The sequence below is a fragment of the Aeribacillus sp. FSL K6-8210 genome, assembly GCF_037963925.1.
Classification (GTDB): domain Bacteria; phylum Bacillota; class Bacilli; order Bacillales; family Aeribacillaceae; genus Aeribacillus; species Aeribacillus composti.
The window spans coordinates 3,051,658-3,071,118 of record NZ_CP150172.1 but is presented as its reverse complement, the minus strand read 5'-3'; the positions used below and the strand labels follow the sequence as shown (position 1 = coordinate 3,071,118).

General features: G+C 40.5%; 11 protein-coding genes, 1 pseudogene and 1 other annotated feature. Of the genes and pseudogenes, 8 read left to right on the top strand and 4 right to left on the bottom strand.

From position 1 onward, the window contains the following. Positions 1-5: 5 nt before the first annotated feature. From NSQ41_RS14885 to NSQ41_RS14875, 3 genes are read right to left on the bottom strand one after another with little or no spacing between them, the layout of a single operon-like run. Entirely contained in the window at positions 6-1,202 is a 1,197-nt protein-coding gene (locus tag NSQ41_RS14885; protein WP_339210261.1) for an acetoin utilization protein AcuC, read from the bottom strand. A gap of 1 nt (position 1,203) precedes the next feature. Then, positions 1,204-1,845 carry an acetoin utilization AcuB family protein gene (locus tag NSQ41_RS14880; RefSeq protein WP_063387339.1) on the bottom strand — a complete coding sequence of 214 codons (642 nt, stop codon included), beginning with the start codon at positions 1,843-1,845 and terminating at the stop codon, positions 1,204-1,206. A 34-nt stretch (positions 1,846-1,879) separates the two neighbouring features. After that, entirely contained in the window at positions 1,880-2,512 is a 633-nt protein-coding gene (locus NSQ41_RS14875) for a GNAT family N-acetyltransferase (RefSeq protein WP_066248879.1), read from the bottom strand. 159 nt (positions 2,513-2,671) lie between these two features. Between NSQ41_RS14875 and acsA the strand changes: the two genes are divergently transcribed. Beyond that, on the top strand, positions 2,672-4,387 hold the full coding sequence (acsA, locus tag NSQ41_RS14870) for an acetate--CoA ligase (RefSeq protein ID WP_339210260.1): 1,716 nt from the start codon (positions 2,672-2,674) through the stop codon (positions 4,385-4,387). Positions 4,388-4,502: 115 nt separating this feature from the next. After that, positions 4,503-4,949 carry a GNAT family N-acetyltransferase gene (locus NSQ41_RS14865; RefSeq protein ID WP_063387342.1) on the top strand — a complete coding sequence of 149 codons (447 nt, stop codon included), beginning with the start codon at positions 4,503-4,505 and terminating at the stop codon, positions 4,947-4,949. 129 nt (positions 4,950-5,078) lie between these two features. Here the strand turns inward: NSQ41_RS14865 and NSQ41_RS14860 are convergent, their stop codons facing one another. Continuing rightward, on the bottom strand, positions 5,079-7,868 hold the full coding sequence (locus tag NSQ41_RS14860) for a transglycosylase domain-containing protein (protein WP_339210258.1): 2,790 nt from the start codon (positions 7,866-7,868) through the stop codon (positions 5,079-5,081). Positions 7,869-7,996: 128 nt separating this feature from the next. Continuing rightward, positions 7,997-8,212 (top strand) — a binding site (T-box leader). 48 nt (positions 8,213-8,260) lie between these two features. Between NSQ41_RS14860 and tyrS the strand changes: the two genes are divergently transcribed. The 6 genes and pseudogenes from tyrS (at position 8,261) to NSQ41_RS14830 (ending at position 19,454) form a co-directional block, all read left to right on the top strand. Then, positions 8,261-9,523, top strand: a complete 1,263-nt coding sequence (tyrS, locus tag NSQ41_RS14855) for a tyrosine--tRNA ligase (RefSeq protein ID WP_327863974.1) — start codon at positions 8,261-8,263, stop codon at positions 9,521-9,523. Between the two features lie 1,018 nt (positions 9,524-10,541). Next, positions 10,542-16,775, top strand: a complete 6,234-nt coding sequence (locus tag NSQ41_RS14850; protein ID WP_339211642.1) for a DNRLRE domain-containing protein — start codon at positions 10,542-10,544, stop codon at positions 16,773-16,775. A gap of 15 nt (positions 16,776-16,790) precedes the next feature. After that, entirely contained in the window at positions 16,791-17,360 is a 570-nt protein-coding gene (locus tag NSQ41_RS14845) for a hypothetical protein (RefSeq protein WP_339210256.1), read from the top strand. 118 nt (positions 17,361-17,478) lie between these two features. Beyond that, positions 17,479-18,293: pseudogene (locus NSQ41_RS14840) on the top strand (RHS repeat-associated core domain-containing protein); the annotation flags it as partial. A gap of 39 nt (positions 18,294-18,332) precedes the next feature. Further along, positions 18,333-18,680: a hypothetical protein gene (locus NSQ41_RS14835; protein WP_144597829.1), complete on the top strand. Its 348-nt coding sequence runs from the start codon at positions 18,333-18,335 to the stop codon at positions 18,678-18,680. 126 nt (positions 18,681-18,806) lie between these two features. Continuing rightward, a complete protein-coding gene (locus NSQ41_RS14830) occupies positions 18,807-19,454 on the top strand; it encodes an RHS repeat-associated core domain-containing protein (RefSeq protein WP_339210254.1) in 648 nt (215 codons plus the stop codon). Positions 19,455-19,461 lie beyond the last annotated feature (7 nt).

Genomic DNA, 19,461 nt, shown 5'->3' with positions numbered 1-19,461 from the left:
CTTTTTTAAAAAGTTTGGCCGTTAACATTTTTTTTGGCTTTATATACCCTTTGCTGGCGGATGAATTGCAGAGCCAATTCAAGAGTGTGATTGTTTTTTTCTTCAATTTCTTTTTTCCTTGGAATCGGTTGATATAACGGATCGGGATCTTCCCATGTTGGGATTAATTCAACGGGAGATTTCTCCTGCCATTTTTCCAGCCATTCTTTCGGAAGAGCCCCTTGTGCTTTGCAGCTTAAATTTTTCATCTCCAGCCAAATGAGCGACCAAGCTCTTGGAACAACCCGCCAAATATCGTAGCCTCCTCCGCCGACAGCTATCCATTTTCCATCGCAGTAGCTATGGGCAATTTCATGTGCAAGTTTCGGAATTTCCCGGTAAATATTGATGCTGGCGTGAAGATGAGTTAGTGGATCAAAATAGTGGGCATCAGCTCCGTTTTGAGTGACGATGACATCAGGCTTAAAGTACTCTGCAACTTCTGTAACGGCCTCTTTGTAAACTTTTAGCCATGATTCATCTTCGGTAAATGCATCTAACGGAATATTAAAGGCAAAACCGTATCCAGAACCTTGTCCCCGCTCATGAACTGTTCCTGTCCCAGGAAATAAATATCGCCCAGTTTCATGAATAGATAGTGTGCAAACGTTTGGCTCATCATAAAACGACCATTGAACACCGTCTCCGTGATGCGCATCCGTGTCAATGTACAGCACCCTTGCCCCATATTTTTCGATAATATATTTAATCGCCACTGCGCTGTCATTATATATACAAAATCCAGACGCTTTCCCCCTGAAGCCGTGATGAAGACCTCCGCCTAAATTTAAAGCATGCTTCGATTTTTCCATCATGACATGATCAACTGCTGTTAATGTCGCGCCAACAATAAGAGAACTGGCCTGATGCATGTTTTGAAAAATAGGTGTATCTTCCGTACCAAGTCCGTAGTTTAAAGCTTCATGCTCAGACAGCTTTCCTTCCCCTGCCTGTTTTACTGCACGAATATAGCCGGCATCATGAATAAGCTCCAGCTCCTCATCTGTTGCAAATCTTGGTTCAACTATTTCATCATCTTCAAGCGCTTTCAATTTTTTTAGCAAATCAACTGTTAATTCTACTCGCAGCTGGTTGAATGGGTGCTTATTACTAAATTTATAATTTAAAAATAAAGGGGAATAAATAAACACGCTGTCTTTCATGTTATTCCCCCATCATATGAGGCCATACAACGGTATAACCTTTTTTCTCAAGCTCAGTAATAAGCCCCATTGGATTCATCGTCTGCACCCGAAAAACTAGTGTTTTGAATTTTTCGTTTTCTTCCGGATACACAAAAACGCTGGAAATGTTTACTTTTCCTTTATGAAATACTGTTGCGACTTCTGAAAGCATTCCGGTTATATTGGGAACTCTTACTTCAATTCGGGAGCTGGGCTGATGGGCTCCAGTCAACTTTACAAACGTATTCAAAACATCTGTTTTGGTAATAATTCCGACAAGCTTTCCATTTGTAGTAATGGGGAGGCAGCTGATTTTATGCTCATAAAAAATCGTAGCAGCATCTTCAACAAAATCAAGAGGGTGTCCGGTTATGACATCGGTTTTCATAATGTTTTTAACTGGCTTGTTTAAAAGCGCATCCAATTTTTCATTTTTACTTAATATAGAGGGAGCAGCATCGCGAATATCTCTGTCTGATATAATGCCAATAAGGGTATTCTCTTCGCTGATGATCGGAATATGCTTGATTCTAGCTTTTTTAATTAAGTTTAAAGCATCTTGGATCGAGTGATCCGGAGAAAGCGTGAGTACGTTTTTTTGCATGATTTTTTCAATAATCATGTTATCCATCCCCTTTCCAAGAATAGCATGGCGATTAATACAAAAATCTGTTTGTAAACCTTAATTGGTCGAATTTCTGAATCGATTCGTTATCTACCCTTTTTCCAATACGAACCATTAGACAGTTTGCAGGATGAGAGCAAATTTCTGGATCATCTGTTGCATACCACTCAAGACCGCCTGCATTCATCATTTTTTCCATCATTTTTCTATACTCCCAAACATTTAAGCCAGTTCCCTTTAAATCCCAATGCCAATAATATTCCGTTGTAATAATGATGTAATCTTCCATTGCATCATCCATCATCGAAACAATCAATAAATTTTTTCCAATTTCACATCCGCGAAATTCTGGAATCACTTCAATGGCTCCTAGCTCAATTAAATTTTCCATCTTTCCTTCAGACCATCGTTCTAGAGGATCAGGGTATAAAAATGTAACATACCCGATGATTGTTTCGTCTTTTCTGGCAATAATAATCCGTCCTTCAGGAAGCTTGGCAATTTCTACAAGCGCTTTGTGCTGCCTTGGTGCAGGACGGAAAGCTGTTAAATCCTCATGAAATTTATAGCCTGCCAGTTTATCTGGGGGAATTGGCCCTTCGACAATCACCGTTCCATTTGGAGTTTCAATTTCTTTGGCATGATATGTTTTTTTATGTTCCATTCATTACACCGCCTACCAATCTAATAACCTATTCATATTATACAGGAATTGTCGAACATAATCGGATTTGTTTTGTGAAAAATTTTTACAAAATTGCGAAATGGAATAAAAAGTTATATAATGATAAACAAATATACTAATTTTTAGGGGGGTACTTCGATGAAAGTGGAAGCGCTACCAGCAATAAAAGGAAACCACAACTTAGCAAACTATGAGGAAGCATATGCGAGCTTTGACTGGAAAGCAGTAGAGGAGAATTTTTCATGGAGTAAAACTGGGAAAATCAATGCGGCTTATGAGGCGATTGACCGTCATGCAGATGGGGCCAAAAAAAATAAAGTCGCACTTTATTATCGCGATGCGAATCGTGACGAAAAGTATACGTTTGAAGAGATGAAAGAGCTCTCCAATAAAGCTGCGAATGTTTTAAAACAGCATACCGACCTTCAAAAAGGTGATCGGGTTTTCGTATTTATGCCTAGAAGTCCAGAGCTTTATTTTGTCATTTTGGGCGCAATTAAACTGGGAGCTATTGTAGGTCCTTTATTTGAAGCGTTTATGGAGAGCGCGGTAAAGGATCGTTTGGAAGATAGTGAGGCAAAAGTGATTGTAACAACAAAAGAGCTGCTGCCAAGAGTTCCAATTGATGAATTGCCTGCGCTCAAACATGTGGTGGTTGTTGGAGAAGATGTAAAAGAAGAAGGAAAAATAATCGATTTCTTTGCTCATTTTGAAAATGCAAGCAAAGATTTGGAAATTGAATGGGTGGATCGGAGAGACGGACTTCTTTTGCATTATACTTCCGGATCAACAGGAAAACCGAAAGGCGTTCTCCATGTCCATAATGCGATGATTCAGCATTATCAAACAGCAAAATGGGTTCTTGACTTGAAGGAAGAAGATATTTATTGGTGTACGGCAGACCCTGGATGGGTGACCGGAACAGTTTATGGTATTTTTGGTCCGTGGCTCCTAGGTGTTACAAATGTTATTGTTGGAGGCAGATTCAGCCCTGATTATTGGTATGAAACAATCGAAAAATACGGTGTCACTGTCTGGTACAGCGCTCCAACAGCGTTTCGGATGCTGATGAGTGCAGGAGACGAATTGGTGAAAAAATATAATTTAAGCTCTCTGCGCCATATTTTAAGTGTCGGAGAACCTTTAAATCCTGAAGTTATTCGCTGGGGAATGAAAGTATTTAATAAGCGCATTCATGATACTTGGTGGATGACGGAAACAGGCGGGCATCTTATTTGCAACTATCCGTGTATGGATATCCGGCCTGGATCAATGGGCAAGCCGATCCCCGGCGTAAAAGCAGCAATTATTGACGATCATGGAAATGAATTGCCTCCAAACCGAATGGGGAATCTAGCAATTAAAAAAGGCTGGCCTTCCATGATGCAAGCAATTTGGAATAATCCTGAAAAATATGAATCTTATTTTATCGGTGACTGGTATGTATCTGGAGACTCCGCTTATATGGATGAAGATGGATATTTTTGGTTCCAGGGACGGGTTGATGACGTCATTATGACTTCCGGCGAACGGGTCGGACCGTTCGAAGTAGAAAGCAAGCTTGTTGAACATCCTGCCGTAGCGGAAGCTGGAGTTATCGGCAAGCCGGACCCTGTTCGAGGAGAAATTATTAAAGCGTTCGTTGCATTGCGCAGCGGCTATGAAGCATCAGAAGATTTGAAAGAGGATATTCGCCAGTTTGTTAAAAAAGGGCTGGCAGCACATGCAGCGCCACGGGAAATAGAATTTTGCGAAAAACTGCCGAAAACTCGAAGCGGGAAAATTATGCGCCGCGTGTTGAAAGCATGGGAGCTTAACTTGCCAACAGGTGACTTGTCGACGTTGGAAGATTAAAAATAATAGAAGCCGTAAGTCTAGTAAATAGGCTTGCGGCTTTGTTATTGGCGGTTCAGGCATTAATAATAGATTGATAAAATAAACGCTAAAAATGGAAATAGGAGAGAAGCTTATGGAATCATCCCTTTTATTGAAAGAATTGCGAACGAAAGAGGAAATTTTAGAAGGATTTTCAGTGATGAAACATTTGCGGACTCATCTTGATGAACAATCATTTCTTGAATTGGTGCTTGAAGCTAAACAAAAGGAAGGATATCAATTAGTTGCTCTTTACGATCATAATAAAATGGTTGCCATCATCGGATTTATGCCAATGATCACTTTATACTACGGGCGTTTCATTTGGGTTTGTGATTTAGTGACATTGCCTGAAGAACGATCAAAAGGATACGGTGAAAAGCTTTTAACGTATGTTCATCAATATGCTGTAGAAAATGGCTATAATATTGTTTCTTTATCTTCCGGCTTGCAGCGCGTTGACGCACACCGCTTCTATGAAGAAAAAATGCGATACAATAAAGTAAGCTATGTTTTCTTAAAAAAGCTGCCGTCACACTAGCCAGTAAAAGATAAAAAGGACCACGTGCGGTCCTTTTTAAAATATTTATTAGGTGAAAGCAAGTTTTGCTGGGCTGTTTTTTCTGTTTCGTCTACTTTATTGATCGTTTAATGCATCTTTTCCATTCGCCTATTGTCTTGCATTTGCCGTCTGCTTCGGTTTTTGCTGCGGCTCTGTTTTTCCAGATTGCGCCGTTTTTACAATGGCTGAAGGAGGAGACGCTTTTCCTGCCACATCAACTGCAACGACGTAATAGGAGGCAGGAGATTTTCCGACTGAGATGCTTAAGTTATTTTTTGCAGGTATGCTGGCAATTTTTTTGAAACTATTTGAATTAGATGGAGCTGCATAAACTCTGTACCCGATAACATCATATTCACCGCTTTTGCTCCAGGATAATGTTGTTCCGCTAAGCTTTACAGCGGGCACTTTAGAAGGAGCTTTGCCATTATCCTGAAGAACCCTATTGCCGGTCAACGTCAAAGCCTCTATATTAACTCCGCTAGGCAGAAGTTTAGTCAATTGGGACACGTCTGAAATCCCAAGATTATTCAATACTTCTTTTTTCAGCAGAGGCCCTTCCTGGACAAATTCAGCCGGTGCATTTGCCGGCACTTGATAGGCTACGTTGTCTACTAAAACAAATTTGCCGTACGCCAAGCTTTTATCCACTTTATTCGGCAGAAATTTAGCGTTATACAAGTCAGTTTGAACGAGTCCAGCTTTCTTACATAATTCAGAAGGCAGATCCCCAGAGAGGGCGCAATACGATCTTGAAACAATTCCTTTAGGCATTTTAAAGGAAGTGTTAGGATCTATTAAGTCAGGTTTGACGCTGTATGCGGCGTTCATTAATTTTGCCCAAAGCAATATATTTCTATTGCTGTAGGTCAAACCTTTGTAGGTCGTTTCCAGCCTTTTCGGCGTGTCATAACCGATCCATGTGCCGAAGGATACATTAGGATTTACAGCAACAAACCATGCATCCCGATAATCCTGCCCAGTTCCTGTTTTTCCAGCCCAATCAGATTGAAATGATAGATACCTTTTTAAAGAGGAAGCCGTTCCGCTTTGAATGACATCCCGCATCATATCAATCATTAAATAGGCTGTTTGAGGGGAAAAGACCTTCTCTTTCTTGCTGTTATGTTGATATATAACTTTTCCGTCTTGTGTTTCAATTTTTTCAATCATGTAGGCGTCGACAAATTCACCGTTATTGGCAAATGTTGAAAAGGCGTTTACGTTTTCCTCCACGGTTACTCCGTAAGTCATTGCCCCAAGAGCGAGGGAGAATGAACTGTAATCTTCTTGAGCAAGTGAACTAAATCCCATTTTTTCTAAATAGGATACCGGATTTTGCGAAATAATTTTTGCATAGGTTTTTACCGCCGGAATGTTATATGAATGTTTCAATGCTGTTCGAATACTTGTTAATCCGTGATAGCCGCCTCCATAGTTTTTCGGCTGATATTTCCCGATTGAAAATGGAAGATCTGCCACAACAGTTCCCGGCTGGACGATGCCCATTTCCATCGCGGGTGCATAGACAGCGAGCGGTTTCATTGTTGAACCGTTTGGTCTTAATGCTCTTGTAGCATGGTTTGTCTGCTCCCTGTTATGATCACGGCCGCCAACAAAGGAGATAATTTTTCCAGTTTTGTTTTCGATTAAAACAGCGCCGACTTCAACCGGTTCCTCGATGGTTACGGTCTTGCCTGTTTCAGGATCTTTTTTCTTTTCAAGCTTTGGATTTCCGTAATACTCGTAGTTTTTGACAACCTCTTGCATTTTGTCATAAATTTTCTTGTCAATGGTCGTATGAATGTTGTAGCCGTTTTGTCTCATGTCTTGATCGGCCAGCGCCATGTATCGATTAAACAGCTCTTTATTATTTTTTCGGAGATCCTCCAGCTTGTGACCGTCTTTTTTCGCCAGCTGCTCAGCCAGTATATCCTTCACTCTTTTTTCAACTTCGTATATAATCCAAGGATATTGCTCAATATCAGGTTTTTTCTTTTTGGCTAAATGAGCCTTTAAATCAAACTTAAGTGCTTCTTCATATTCTTTTTTTGTAATATATCCTTCTGCAAACATTTTTCTTAGGACGGTTTTCATTCGGTTTATACCAGGCTGTAAATCTTCTTTTACTTCTCCGTCCTTTGTGAACGGTGTATAAGCAAAAGGATTTTGAGGGAGACCAGCGATAAAAGCTGCCTGCGGTATCGATAAGTCTTTCGCATCTTTGCCAAAAATCCCCTGCGCTGCAGCCTGCACGCCTGCAATGTTTCTTCCGGAGCTGTTTCGTCCAAATGAAGATACATTTAAATAGGCTTCTAATATTTGATCTTTCGTAAAATATTTTTCTAATCTCAATGCTAGCAGGATTTCTTTTGCTTTTCTTTCAAATGACACTTCGTTGGTCAATATTTGGTTTTTAATTAATTGCTGTGTGAGGGTGCTTCCGCCGGTTCTGACAGAAGAGTTTGAGAACTCCTGGAAAATCGCCCGCATGATCGCCTTTGGGACAATCCCTTTATGCTCGTAAAAATATTCGTCCTCCACTGCAACAATTGCATGTTTTAAATGCTCGGAAATTTGATCAATTTTGATTTTTTCACGTTCAAGATCTGTGCGAATTTTCCCTAAATAGACATTGTCTGCAAAGTACACTTTCGTTGTTTCAGAATAATCGTAAATGTCTTTTTCCAATTCTTTTTCGGAACGGATCGGCTCATCTTTTACAAGCGATGCAAAATAACCAGCTCCTAATCCTCCGATAAAGGAGAAGCCTATTAAACCGATAACTAATAGTAAAAGAAATAAGTTCCATGTTACGTTATAGGCAATGACCATTTTTTGCTGGTGCTTGTGATAAAAGGAGCTTACCTTCCTAAAAAATTCGTACCATTTCTCCATTTTTCATCATCCCTCTACAAAATCTAGTTTATTATAGCATATTTTTTTCTCCGGTTGACGCCCTCTGTTCTAATCTTAGTTGACAAAGGATGTCAATTATGCTAAAAATGTTTATTAATGAAAAAAATACTTGAGCGTTGATTGGAGAAAGTAGCAGGCATTTCCCTGTTTCAGAGAGCTGATGGCCGGTGCGAATCAGCACATAAATGCTTTGTGAATTACCTCCATGAGCATTCTTTGTGAAAGTGAAGTAGCAAAGGACGGTTTTAGCCGTTATCAGAATGAGTGAAGAACATGCAAATGTTCTTAAGCAGGGTGGTACCGCGTAATTATACGTCCCTTCATGAAGGGGCGTTTTTTATTTGGATAAAATTTGAAAAGGAGTGGGTTTGATGAATGCTTTGCTAGAAGATTTAAAATATCGCGGACTCATTAATCAAGTAACGGATGAAGAAGGATTAGATAAATTGTTGTCAGAGGAACAGGTGAAGCTGTACTGCGGTTTTGACCCGACGGCAGACAGCCTTCATATCGGGCATTTGCTGCCGATTTTAACGTTAAAAAGATTTCAAGAGGCAGGTCATCAACCGATTGCTCTTGTTGGCGGCGCAACAGGCTTGATCGGCGATCCAAGCGGAAAAAAACAGGAAAGAACATTAAATGAAAAAGAAACGGTGAAGCAGTGGTCAGAACGCATTAAGGAACAGCTTTCCCGCTTTTTGGATTTTGAAAAAGAAGGGAATCCGGCCATTTTGGCCAACAACTACGATTGGATCGGGCCATTGGATGTCATCACATTTTTGCGCGATATCGGCAAAAGCTTTGGCATAAACTATATGCTGGCGAAAGAAACCGTGCAGTCAAGAATTGAAACGGGCATTTCCTTTACGGAATTCAGCTACATGATTTTGCAATCGTACGATTTTTTAAAGCTGTACCAAACCTATGATTGCCGCTTGCAAATCGGCGGAAGCGACCAATGGGGAAATATTACGTCAGGACTTGAACTAATTCGAAAAACGGAAGAAAATGCGAAAGCATACGGTCTTACACTCCAGCTCGTCACGAAAGCCGACGGCACAAAATTCGGCAAAACGGAAGGAGGAGCCATCTGGCTCGATAAAGAAAAAACATCGCCTTACGAATTTTATCAATTTTGGATCAATACCGATGACCGGGATGTCATCAAATATTTAAAATATTTTACTTTCTTATCAAAAGAAGAAATTGAACAATTGGCAGAAGAAGTGAAAAATGCTCCTGAAAAACGGTCTGCGCAAAAAGCGTTAGCGGAAGAAGTGACAAAACTTGTCCATGGCGAAGAAGCACTCAAACAGGCAGTCAAAATTTCCGAAGCGCTGTTCAGCGGCAATATAAAAGCTTTAACAGCAGAAGAAATAAAACAAGGCTTTAAAGATGTGCCTTCGTATGAAACGACCGAAAAAGAAATCGGATTAGTCGATTTATTAGTTCAGGCGAAAATTTCTCCATCGAAACGGCAGGCAAGAGAAGACATCGGAAACGGTGCGATTTACATTAACGGCGAACGGGTGCAGGAGCTTGATTATATTGTGTCTGAAAAAGACACCATCGAAGGTCAATTTGCTGTGATCCGCCGGGGCAAAAAGAAATATTTCTTAATTCATTTCAAATAATCATAAGCCTCTGCTCACACTTTAGGGGCCTATTAAAATCAATTGGAAAATATACGGGCGAGTGATTCTAAACGACCACCGCTCATACCCGTATTCTATTAAATAGGTCAAAAGCATTCCCCCTTCAATTGAATGGATTAATTTATTCATTGAAGGGGGGTTTTTTCGTACAAAAGAAGCGAAATTTGTCGAAAAATACAGAATTTTGTATGTCAAAAAATGTACCTAAATCTAGCTTTTATAAAGTACAATCAATTTAACAAATTATTGAAAAGGAGGAATTATATGAAAATTAGTCGTTTAAAAATGGTTGATATGGGCAATTGTGAATCTGTTATTTTTCTCATCCGTTCCTTTAGACGTTTTCGCAGAAACCATTCATTCTAAAGACCACAACTCTACTGAAAGTCATTTACCGTCAAAAGTCCCGACCCCTAAAATTAACCTTAAACGAGGGGAAATCATTGAGGAACGGACAGAGAATACAAAAGTTTTTTACAATGGTGATGGCACATTTACCAAAAAGATTTATTTTGAGCCGATCCATATAAGGAAAAAGAAGGGGAAGCCATTTGAGGAAATTTCTCCAAATCTAACAGAAAGCACCGATCAGTCGAATTCTGTCGAAACAGAGAATACTATTATCGAGACAAACTTTCATAAAAAAATGGTCAAAGGAGAATATGCCACTTTCCATTATAATGGACATTCAATTTCCTTTTCCATTTTAGAAGCAGCCGGCAATGGTGTACAGCCAATAAAGGCGAAGGATGTTTCTGCTATTTATAAGAAAAAAGATAATAAAATTTTTCACAAAAATATCTTTCCTTTTATAGATTTACAGAATATTACATTCAATCAAGCGACAAAAGAAGATTTAGTTCTTCACTCATTTACCGGTTATCATATATTTAAATTTTATTTGAAAACGGATTTAAAGGCTGAAGTCCAAAATGATGGTTCAATACTGTTTATGAATCAAGAAAAAGAAAAGGTTTTTGAACTGCCGAAGCCGTTTATGGTAGATTCCAATGTCGATGAATACTCTGGTGAAGTAGAGCGTTCAGAAGATGTAACATACGAATTGCAAAAAGAAGCGCAAGGATATGTTTTAACGATAAAAGCTGATCCTGAATGGTTGAAAGATCCTAAACGCGTATATCCAGTTTATATTGATCCAAGCACTTCAATAAATGTGTCAACGGATACATTTGTGATGAGTGCATATCCAACGACTAATTACAGTTCTTCATCCAGTAAATGGGATTCAGTACAAGGACAGTATGTTTTAAAAGTTGGTTATTATGATAACACAACCGGCACTTGCTATGCTTTCTTAAATCACAATCTATCAAGTATACAGAATATGAATATTACGAATGCCACTTTTAATGTTTATGTAACCCATTCATACTCCTCTACCACCAAAACGGGGTTATGGTTAGATGCTGTGAATGGTTCATGGTCAGCTAGTGCATTGAATTGGAATAATAAGCCCTCTTCAACTAATATTGGGAAAGTTGATGTGGCCAGAGATCAATGGGCGGAATTTAATGTAACGAATACAGTTAAAGAATGGGCTTCTGGCAAGAAGCAACAGTATGGTTTCAAACTTCATACGAATGGAAATGGAAAAACCTATTGGAAAAAAGTCGTTTCTTCTACGAATAGTAATTATAAACCGTATTTGTCGGTGACGTATACGATCCCTGCTCCCCAAACTCCTAAAGGAACAGTTTTTAGCAATGGAGACGGCACAGGATATGTGAATGTATCATGGGATCCGGTTCCTGGGGCAAAGGGCTATAAAGTATGGATATATAACGGTAAATCATACGAAGCCTTTGAGGTAGGCAATGTTACCTCTTGGAGCACTAATGGAAAGAAAATTTGGCCGACTTCTTCTGAAATTAACGCCGGAAAATACGACCTGCACCAAGATCAGAAAGGAACGGAGCTGGCTGTCGATCCTTCCCCAGTCTATCGAAATTCAGGAGGAAGTTATCCGAATAACAAGAACTACTGGTTCCGAGTAAGCGCGATTTTTCCCCAAGGCGAAAGCGCCATGTCTGGAGCCTTTATGCCAACCATTCCTAATTTGAAGAAACCATCTGCACCAACGGGGGTTAGTTATACCAATGGCAACGGAACAGGATATATCGATTTCAAATGGAAACCGGTGAGCGGAGCGACGGGGTATAAAATTTGGCTTTTTAACGGTTCAAACTATGAATCGCTTGATGTCGGGAACGTCACTTCTTGGACAACGAAAAACAAAAAATATTGGCCAACTGCTGCAGAAATAAATACTGGCCGCTATAAACTCCATTTACATGATGGTCTTGGCGCAGAATTGGCCGTTGATCCTTCCCCAGTCTATGAAAATGCAGGAACAAAATATGCAACGGCGACCAACTACTGGATTCGTGTCAGTGCCTATAACGCTCAAGGGGAAACCGTCTACTCGGATGCGTATAAGCCGAGCATTTCGGATTTACCTGTGCCGTCAGCTCCTTCTGGATTTGCTTACGCCAACCAATTAGGAAGCAAATCCGGTTATGTTATGCTGGATTGGAAAAAAATTCCCGGTGCAACAGGCTACAAAGTGTGGATATTTAACGGCCAGTACTATGAAGCATTTGATGTAGGAGATGTGGACCATTGGACGACTCAAAATAAAGGAATCTGGCCTACTTCAGAGGAAATCCAAAAAGGGGCTTCCGGATCTTTAACGCTGCATCATGATGGAAAGGGAATGGAGCTTCCGAAGGATCCTTCCCCATTATATGCAAAAATGGGGACAAATTACGCGACAAGCACCAATTACTGGTTTAGACTCAGTGCATACGATGCAGATGGGGAAACAATATATTCCAATCAGGCGTTGACGGTAAAAATTCCGGAGGGGAATGAGTATTTAGGAAAGGAGGAATACTGGTCCATCATTGATGTTCCTTATGCAAGCGTGAATGCCGCTACCGGTAACCTCATCGTCGACGAAGATGATGTATCGATTTCTGGAAGAGGACCGGGGCTAGGAATGACAAGAACTTACAATAGTCTATCTACTTCGGATGGATTATTTGGAAAAGGATGGCAGAGTGATGCGGAAATAAGCATCATTGCTCAGGGTAAAGAAGCGAGATTTACAGATGAAGATGGTACGCTCCATATATTCACGAAGCTATCCGATGGTACTTATAAAGCTCCGACAGGTGTTTATTTGGAATTAAGCGAAACAGCCGATGAATATATATTGACCGACAAAGATCAAACGAAAATTCACTTCCGAAAAAGCGACGGAAAGTTAACCAAAATGGTCGACGGTCATGGAAATACAACGACTTATAGTTATGCGAATGGAAAGCTTGTGTCCATTATTGATGCATCAGGAAGAAAACTGACTATGGAGTATAACGCAAGCGGCAAAATTCAAAAAATTACCGATCCACTAAACCGTTCGATCACGTTTGAGTATCAGAATGGTTTGTTAACAAAAGTCACCAAGGCGGGCAAAGAAACCACGAGATACGAATATAATGAACATGGCCGTCTAGAGAAAGTATATGAACCGACGCATACAGAAGCTAAAGCTGTTGTCAATCAATTCATTTACAATGGAGACAGGATCAGTCAAGTAATAGATCCCGAGAACCGCATTTATAAGTTGAATTATGATCAAACGAAACGGCAGCTCGTCGTGATCCAGCCGAATGGCCGCAAAATTCAGTATACCTTTAATGAAGCAGCGAACCCCATTCAAATAATCGAAGATGCAGGCGGGTTAAACATTACGACAAGCTACGTGTATGAGGGAAATAATCTAGTAGAATCACGGGATCCGAATGATCAAAATGCTGTGAAACCTACTGAAACATATACGTATGATGCAAACGGGAATGTGTTATCGGTGAAAGATCAGTACGGTACAGAAACATACAAGTATAACAAAAATAATGATGTCATCTCCGAGACAGATACGGAAGGCGATACCACTACGATTGCCTACGATGGCTTAAATCCTGTATCCGAAACTGATCAATCCGGAAAAACATCTTCTATAGCAAAATACGATACCTATGGGAATATTATTGAAGAAAGCAATACATTAGGCAGTGCAGCGAACTTACTCTCAAATAGCGGCTTCGAACAGGGAATCACAGCTTGGAATCTTCTTCGTTCTAACGATTCCGGACAATTGTTTGAAGACACGAATCGTCATCATCGGTCGCTTGGAAGAAAAACTTTAAAAATCGTCACTGCCTCAAGTTCGCCTGGAACGGAACTTGGCTATGTGGCGGCTACCCAAGAAATTGCCGTGAAACCGAACACGACGTATACGTTAAGCGGGAAGATCAAAACGAATTTGACGAAGGCCAATGCGTTCTTTAATATCGAATTTTTAGACAGTCAAAATCGCCGGATTTCTTGGGCTGACAATCGCTACAGCCAACTAACCGGTACGAGACCATGGACAGAACGGCAAGTGACGTTTACTACTCCACCGAGTGCCGTCAAAATTCGCGTGTATTTAGAGGTCGATCATAAGTCTCCAGATGCTTCCGGAGAAGCCTGGTTTGATAGCATCCAATTGGAAGAGGCACAGGTTTCTTCGAGTTATAACCCAGTTATCAATAGCAGTTTTGAAGGGACCATTGCGAATTGGAACGGAACAGGAGGAAGTGTGGATTCTACGCAATCCTTTGACGGAGGATCCTCTTTAAAATTTTTAAGAACAAGCACCACGCAATCGGCCGGCGAATATAAACAGACGGTGATTGTTGGCCAAACATCAAATGATACACCGCTTCGTTTGACACTCACAGGTCTTTCGAAAGCGCAGGATGTCAAAGCAAACGGTACGGTGAGCCCGAGCGACTATTCCATAACGGCTAAAGCGTATTTTACAGACGGGGCAACTCAAACGTATGCTGCAGACTTTCCGATCGGAACCCAAGAATGGAACCGTGCCGCCGTTTCCATCAATCCTTCGAAGCCCATCGATAAAATCGATGTATCCGTTGTGTTTCGAGGCAATTACACGGGAACAGTGTGGTTTGACGCGATCCGTTTGATGGAAGGAAACGTCGTGACGAAAAATAAGTATGATTCTAGCGGAAACTATGTTATTCAAGAAACTGATGAAGCCGGATATGTTACGAAAAAGAATTATGATGCCGTTGGTAATATATTGAGCGAGTTCGATGAGAAAGGAAACAAGAAAGAATACACGTATGATTTATCGAATCGCTTAAAACAGCTGCTGTTAGCGAACGGCACTTCCGTCAATTATGATTATGACGCGAACGGAAATATGACATCAAAAGTCATTCGGACAAGCGGCGGCCGGTCGCAAACCTTTACCTACTCGTATGATGCAGCTGATAAACTCATTAAAACTGTTGGTCCGCTCAAAGATACGACGACGAATGAATATGATGCAAATGGAAATAAAACTAAAACAGTCCTTCCGAAGGGAAACACGATTCAATGGTCTTATGACGGAACGGAAAGAGTCAAAACAATTTCCTACAATAACGTCCCATATTACGAATTCAGCTACGATAAAAATGGAAACGAACTTTCCGTCCAATATCTAAAAGACGGCACGACGAAGACAAGAAAATTTGATTCGGCGAACCGTGTTATCGAACAATCCGATCGCGGTGGACTGCAAAAATGGCAATATCCAACGACATCGGATAAATTGCAGCAGTTTATGTTTTCCCATGGCTCCTTTAGCCAAACAGTGAATTTTCAATATAATGCCTTGGACCAAAATACAATTGTGACAGACGGGACGTATACGTACCGCTTTGACTACGACGAGAAAGGAAACATCCGCACCTTCACGACAGGAAACGGAGCCGGTTCAACCTTTATATATGATGATCGCGGCCTCGTCGAAAACGTATCGGTTGGTACAGCGGACGGAAAAGAAATACTGTCCGAAACGTACCGTTATGATGAAAACGGCAATCGGACGAAAGTGGAATTCCCAACAGGAAAAGCAATCGATTACCGTTATGATGAGCTGGATCAATTAGTGGAAGAAGAGCTTCCAGACGGAACGAAGATCGAGTATACGTATGATGGATTCGGCAACCGGACGAAAGTCGTGAAAACAAAGGGTGGGCAGTCGACGACGACAAATGCCGATTATAACGAGGCCAATCAGCTTATTCGGTTTGGCAGTGAAACGATCACGTACGATGCCAACGGCAATCGATTGGAAGACGGCCAGTATCGATATGAATGGAACGAAGCGGACCAATTGGTTTCGATTACAAGAAAAGGCGAAAGCACTCCGTTTGTCACCTACAAATACGATGAAGACGGCCGGCGCATTCAAAAGAAAGTAAATGGGATTGTGACCAACTACCATTATCAAAGCGACAGCCTCAACGTTCTGTATGAAACCGATGCAAGCGGAAATGTGGTAAGATCGTATATATACGGAGAAAACGGCCAGCTGTTGGCGATGAAAAAAGGTAGTGCCACCTACTTTTACCACTATAACGCCCATGGCGATGTCATTGCTTTGACGGATGCGCAAGGAAACATTGCCGCGCGCTATCAATACGATACGTGGGGGAATATTCTTTCCCAATCCGGCTCCTTGGCCGACGAAAACCCATACCGATATGCGGGATACCAATATGACCGAGAAACGGGTCTATACTACCTGATTGCCCGATACTACCACCCAGAGCATGGCGTGTTCTTGTCCATGGACCCTGATCCAGGAGATTCTGACGATATCCTTACACAGAACGGCTATACGTATGCGAACAACAATCCAGTGATGCTGGTCGATCCGGATGGGCACTTTGTTTGGATGGTCATCAATGCGGGATTTGCGGCGTATGAAGGATATAAAGCGTATAAAACCGGAAGAGGATGGAAATACGTAGCTAAAAAAGCGGCCTTAGGTGCGATTGGTGGAGGAAAATTAAAACTTGTCAGACATACAGGGAAAAGCCTTAAATTTGTGTGGCTTCTTGGTAAAAATGCTAAAAAACATCGGACTAGGATTAATACCGATTTGCCCGGTGGTAAAGCTGTAGCTAAAAGTATATTTAGGCACTTAACGAAAGGGAAAAAAGTCATTCAAAAAAGAGATGGAAATTCTGTGAGAAGGTATACCCCTGACAATAAATATCAAATTCGATATAAAAAGCGAAAAGACGGAACATGGAAGATTAATCTAGATTTAAAACGCGGCGGAGTTTATGAGGATATACATTTTTAAAAAGGAGGGGTTCAATTGTCATCGGTACCACATTACCTTATTCCGATCCAAACAAAGCTTGATGATTTACGTAGTATTTCTCAATCACAACATATAAGAGTATTCATAAGTTCTTCAGATTTGGATCCTGATTATCGGGAAGCTTTTAGCTGCATGCAAGTCGTATTACAGGTGAATCATCATGAATTTTATGTAGTGACGGCGGAACAAACGGAAATCGCTTATAAAGCAGAGATTGACCATCTTTTAATTGTAAAGGAAAAAGAAATGCCAAAATTACAATCGTTTAATCCTAAAGAGAAACTAGAGTTTATTCAAATAAAAGAAATGCAATCTCAAAATGGATTTCAGCTTATTACTTTTTTGGAGGATGCATACTATTGTAAAACGAACTCCAATGAGCTAGATTTTACTTTTGAGGCAGGGGCAGCCCTTATGTTAGCCAATAATGATGAAAAACTTTTAATTAGCCTTGGAAATACTCCGTATGTGCTCCTTACGACCTCAAACATCAAAGATATTGATAAGATTTTATTAAAAAGGGAGTTAAAACCTTATACATTAGAGATGAAGCCTATCATTTAAAAAGAGGAAGCGATCTTTTTGCTAAACTCGATGATAAAATCGTAAGGAGGGCTTCCAAGTGTTTCTCGGTCAAAAGGTTATCCCAGAGTTTCGGGGATAACCTCTTTTTGTTATATCAAAATACGACGAAGATGGCCGGCGCATTCAAAAGAAAGTAAATGGGGTTGTGACCAACTACCATTATCAAGACGACAGCCTCAACGTCTTGTATGAAACCGATGCGAGTGGAAATGTGGTACAATATATGTATACGGAGAAAACGGACAACTCCTTTCCATGAAAAAAGGCAATGCGACGTATTTTTACCATTATAACGCGCATGGCGATGTCATCGCCTTAACGGATGAGCAAGGAAACATCGTGGCGCGCTATCAATACGATGCGTGGGGCAAGATTCTTTCCCAATCGGGGGATATGGCAGCGGAAAACCCATATCGCTACGCAGGATACCAATATGACGAAGAGACCGGACTGCACTATTTGATTGCCCGATACTATCACCCAGAGCATGGCGTGTTCTTATCTTTAGATCCCGACCCGGGGGATGACGATGATATCCTCACACAAAACGGTTATACGTACGCAAATAACAACCCGGTGATGCTGGTCGATCCGGATGGGCACAGGGCTAAATTATTTAAAGACATATTTCAAAAGATAAAGAAAACAGGCTTTAAAATTCACAAAATAGGACGGATAAAGGGGGCAAACGATTCGGGTAAAGGATATTGGGGAGTTCTTTATTCTACTAAAAATAATAAAGGTAAAAGGAAATATAGATCTATAGAACTCCATCCTCCGCATAATAACCATGGTTATCATTTACAAAGTAACAAGTTTACTAAAAATCATCCTCATTTTAAAGGTAAATTTTATAGAAGTGGAGAAGCCTGGAGGATTACAATATGGAAAGCGAAGAACAGGAAAAAATAGCTTATATATTTTGTAAAATGTTTATATGTGGAGGGAAAAATGAATTTTTTTAAAAAGATTTTCTTTAGCAAATATGAACAGTTTGCTAAAGAGCTTGGCTATCGTACATGGTCTGAGGCTAGTGATAATACATTCTTTATGTTTCATATTCCAGAAGACGGGGGATGGTATGTTACTGAATTGCCAAATAGAACTTGGGCAGTATGGAATAATGAAGGAGATCCACCTTATAGTTTTGTTACTTTTTTGACATGGAGTGAAACGATAAGGTATTTGAGGAAGTTGTTTAATGAATATGGTTATCCTGAAACTTATTGGGCTCCAGAAGGATATGACATTGATGATGATATGTTTTTAAATCCACCTCAAAAAGATAAGAAGTTGTAGACTATGTAAGAAATTTTATAAGAGAGAAAGGCAGGTTTCTTAGCTAGGGGAAATCTGCCTTTTCAATTACGAGGTATGGGGAAACCATCTTAGAATTCGGGAAACAGAAGAAAAAAACCTACCGCTATGCGGGATACCAAATATGACCATGAAACGGGTCTATACTACCTGATTGCCCGATACTATCATCCAACTCATGGCGTGTTTTTATCCATGGACCCTGATCCAGGAGATTCGGACGATATCCTTATACAAAACGGATATACGTACGCGAACAACAACCCGGTGATGTTGGTGGATCCGGATGGACATTTTGTCTGGATGGCCATCAATGCAGGATTTGCGGCGTATGATGGGTATAAGGCATTTAAAAAAGGTGGTTGGAAGGCTGCGGCGATTGCCGTTGGCGTAGGACTGGTTGGTGGTGCTGCGTTTAAAGGTGCCAAAATTGCGTATAGAGCATATAAAGCAGGTAAATTTTCAAGAACTTATCGTTTAGCGAAAAAAGTATCAAAAAAATTTGGTGGAACTTTAGGGAGAACTAAGGGAGATGGATGGAAGGTAACTATTGCAGATGGTAGAAAGCCCCTAGTTGTAAGAGTTATGAATAAGGGTGGAATACGTAATAAACCGTACTTTAGAATAAGTAAAGATGGTCGAGGCTCTTTGAAGCTAAACGGTGAATGGTCTAGTCATAGAGAACTTACACATATTAATGTATCAAGAAGATCCTATAAACAAATTGTGAGAGCGATTAGTAAATACAGGAGATAGATGAGGT

Bases quoted from the DNA above. Each gene is read 5' to 3' on its own strand.
- NSQ41_RS14885 (WP_339210261.1), bottom strand. From the start codon at position 1,202: ATGAAAGACAGCGTGTTTATTTATTCCCCTTTATTTTTAAATTATAAA.
- NSQ41_RS14880 (WP_063387339.1), bottom strand. From the start codon at position 1,845: ATGATTATTGAAAAAATCATGCAAAAAAACGTACTCACGCTTTCTCCG.
- NSQ41_RS14875 (WP_066248879.1), bottom strand. From the start codon at position 2,512: ATGGAACATAAAAAAACATATCATGCCAAAGAAATTGAAACTCCAAAT.
- acsA (WP_339210260.1), top strand. From the start codon at position 2,672: ATGAAAGTGGAAGCGCTACCAGCAATAAAAGGAAACCACAACTTAGCA.
- NSQ41_RS14865 (WP_063387342.1), top strand. From the start codon at position 4,503: ATGGAATCATCCCTTTTATTGAAAGAATTGCGAACGAAAGAGGAAATT.
- NSQ41_RS14860 (WP_339210258.1), bottom strand. From the start codon at position 7,868: ATGGAGAAATGGTACGAATTTTTTAGGAAGGTAAGCTCCTTTTATCAC.
- tyrS (WP_327863974.1), top strand. From the start codon at position 8,261: ATGAATGCTTTGCTAGAAGATTTAAAATATCGCGGACTCATTAATCAA.
- NSQ41_RS14850 (WP_339211642.1), top strand. From the start codon at position 10,542: ATGGTAGATTCCAATGTCGATGAATACTCTGGTGAAGTAGAGCGTTCA.
- NSQ41_RS14835 (WP_144597829.1), top strand. From the start codon at position 18,333: ATGAATTTTTTTAAAAAGATTTTCTTTAGCAAATATGAACAGTTTGCT.
- NSQ41_RS14830 (WP_339210254.1), top strand. From the start codon at position 18,807: ATGCGGGATACCAAATATGACCATGAAACGGGTCTATACTACCTGATT.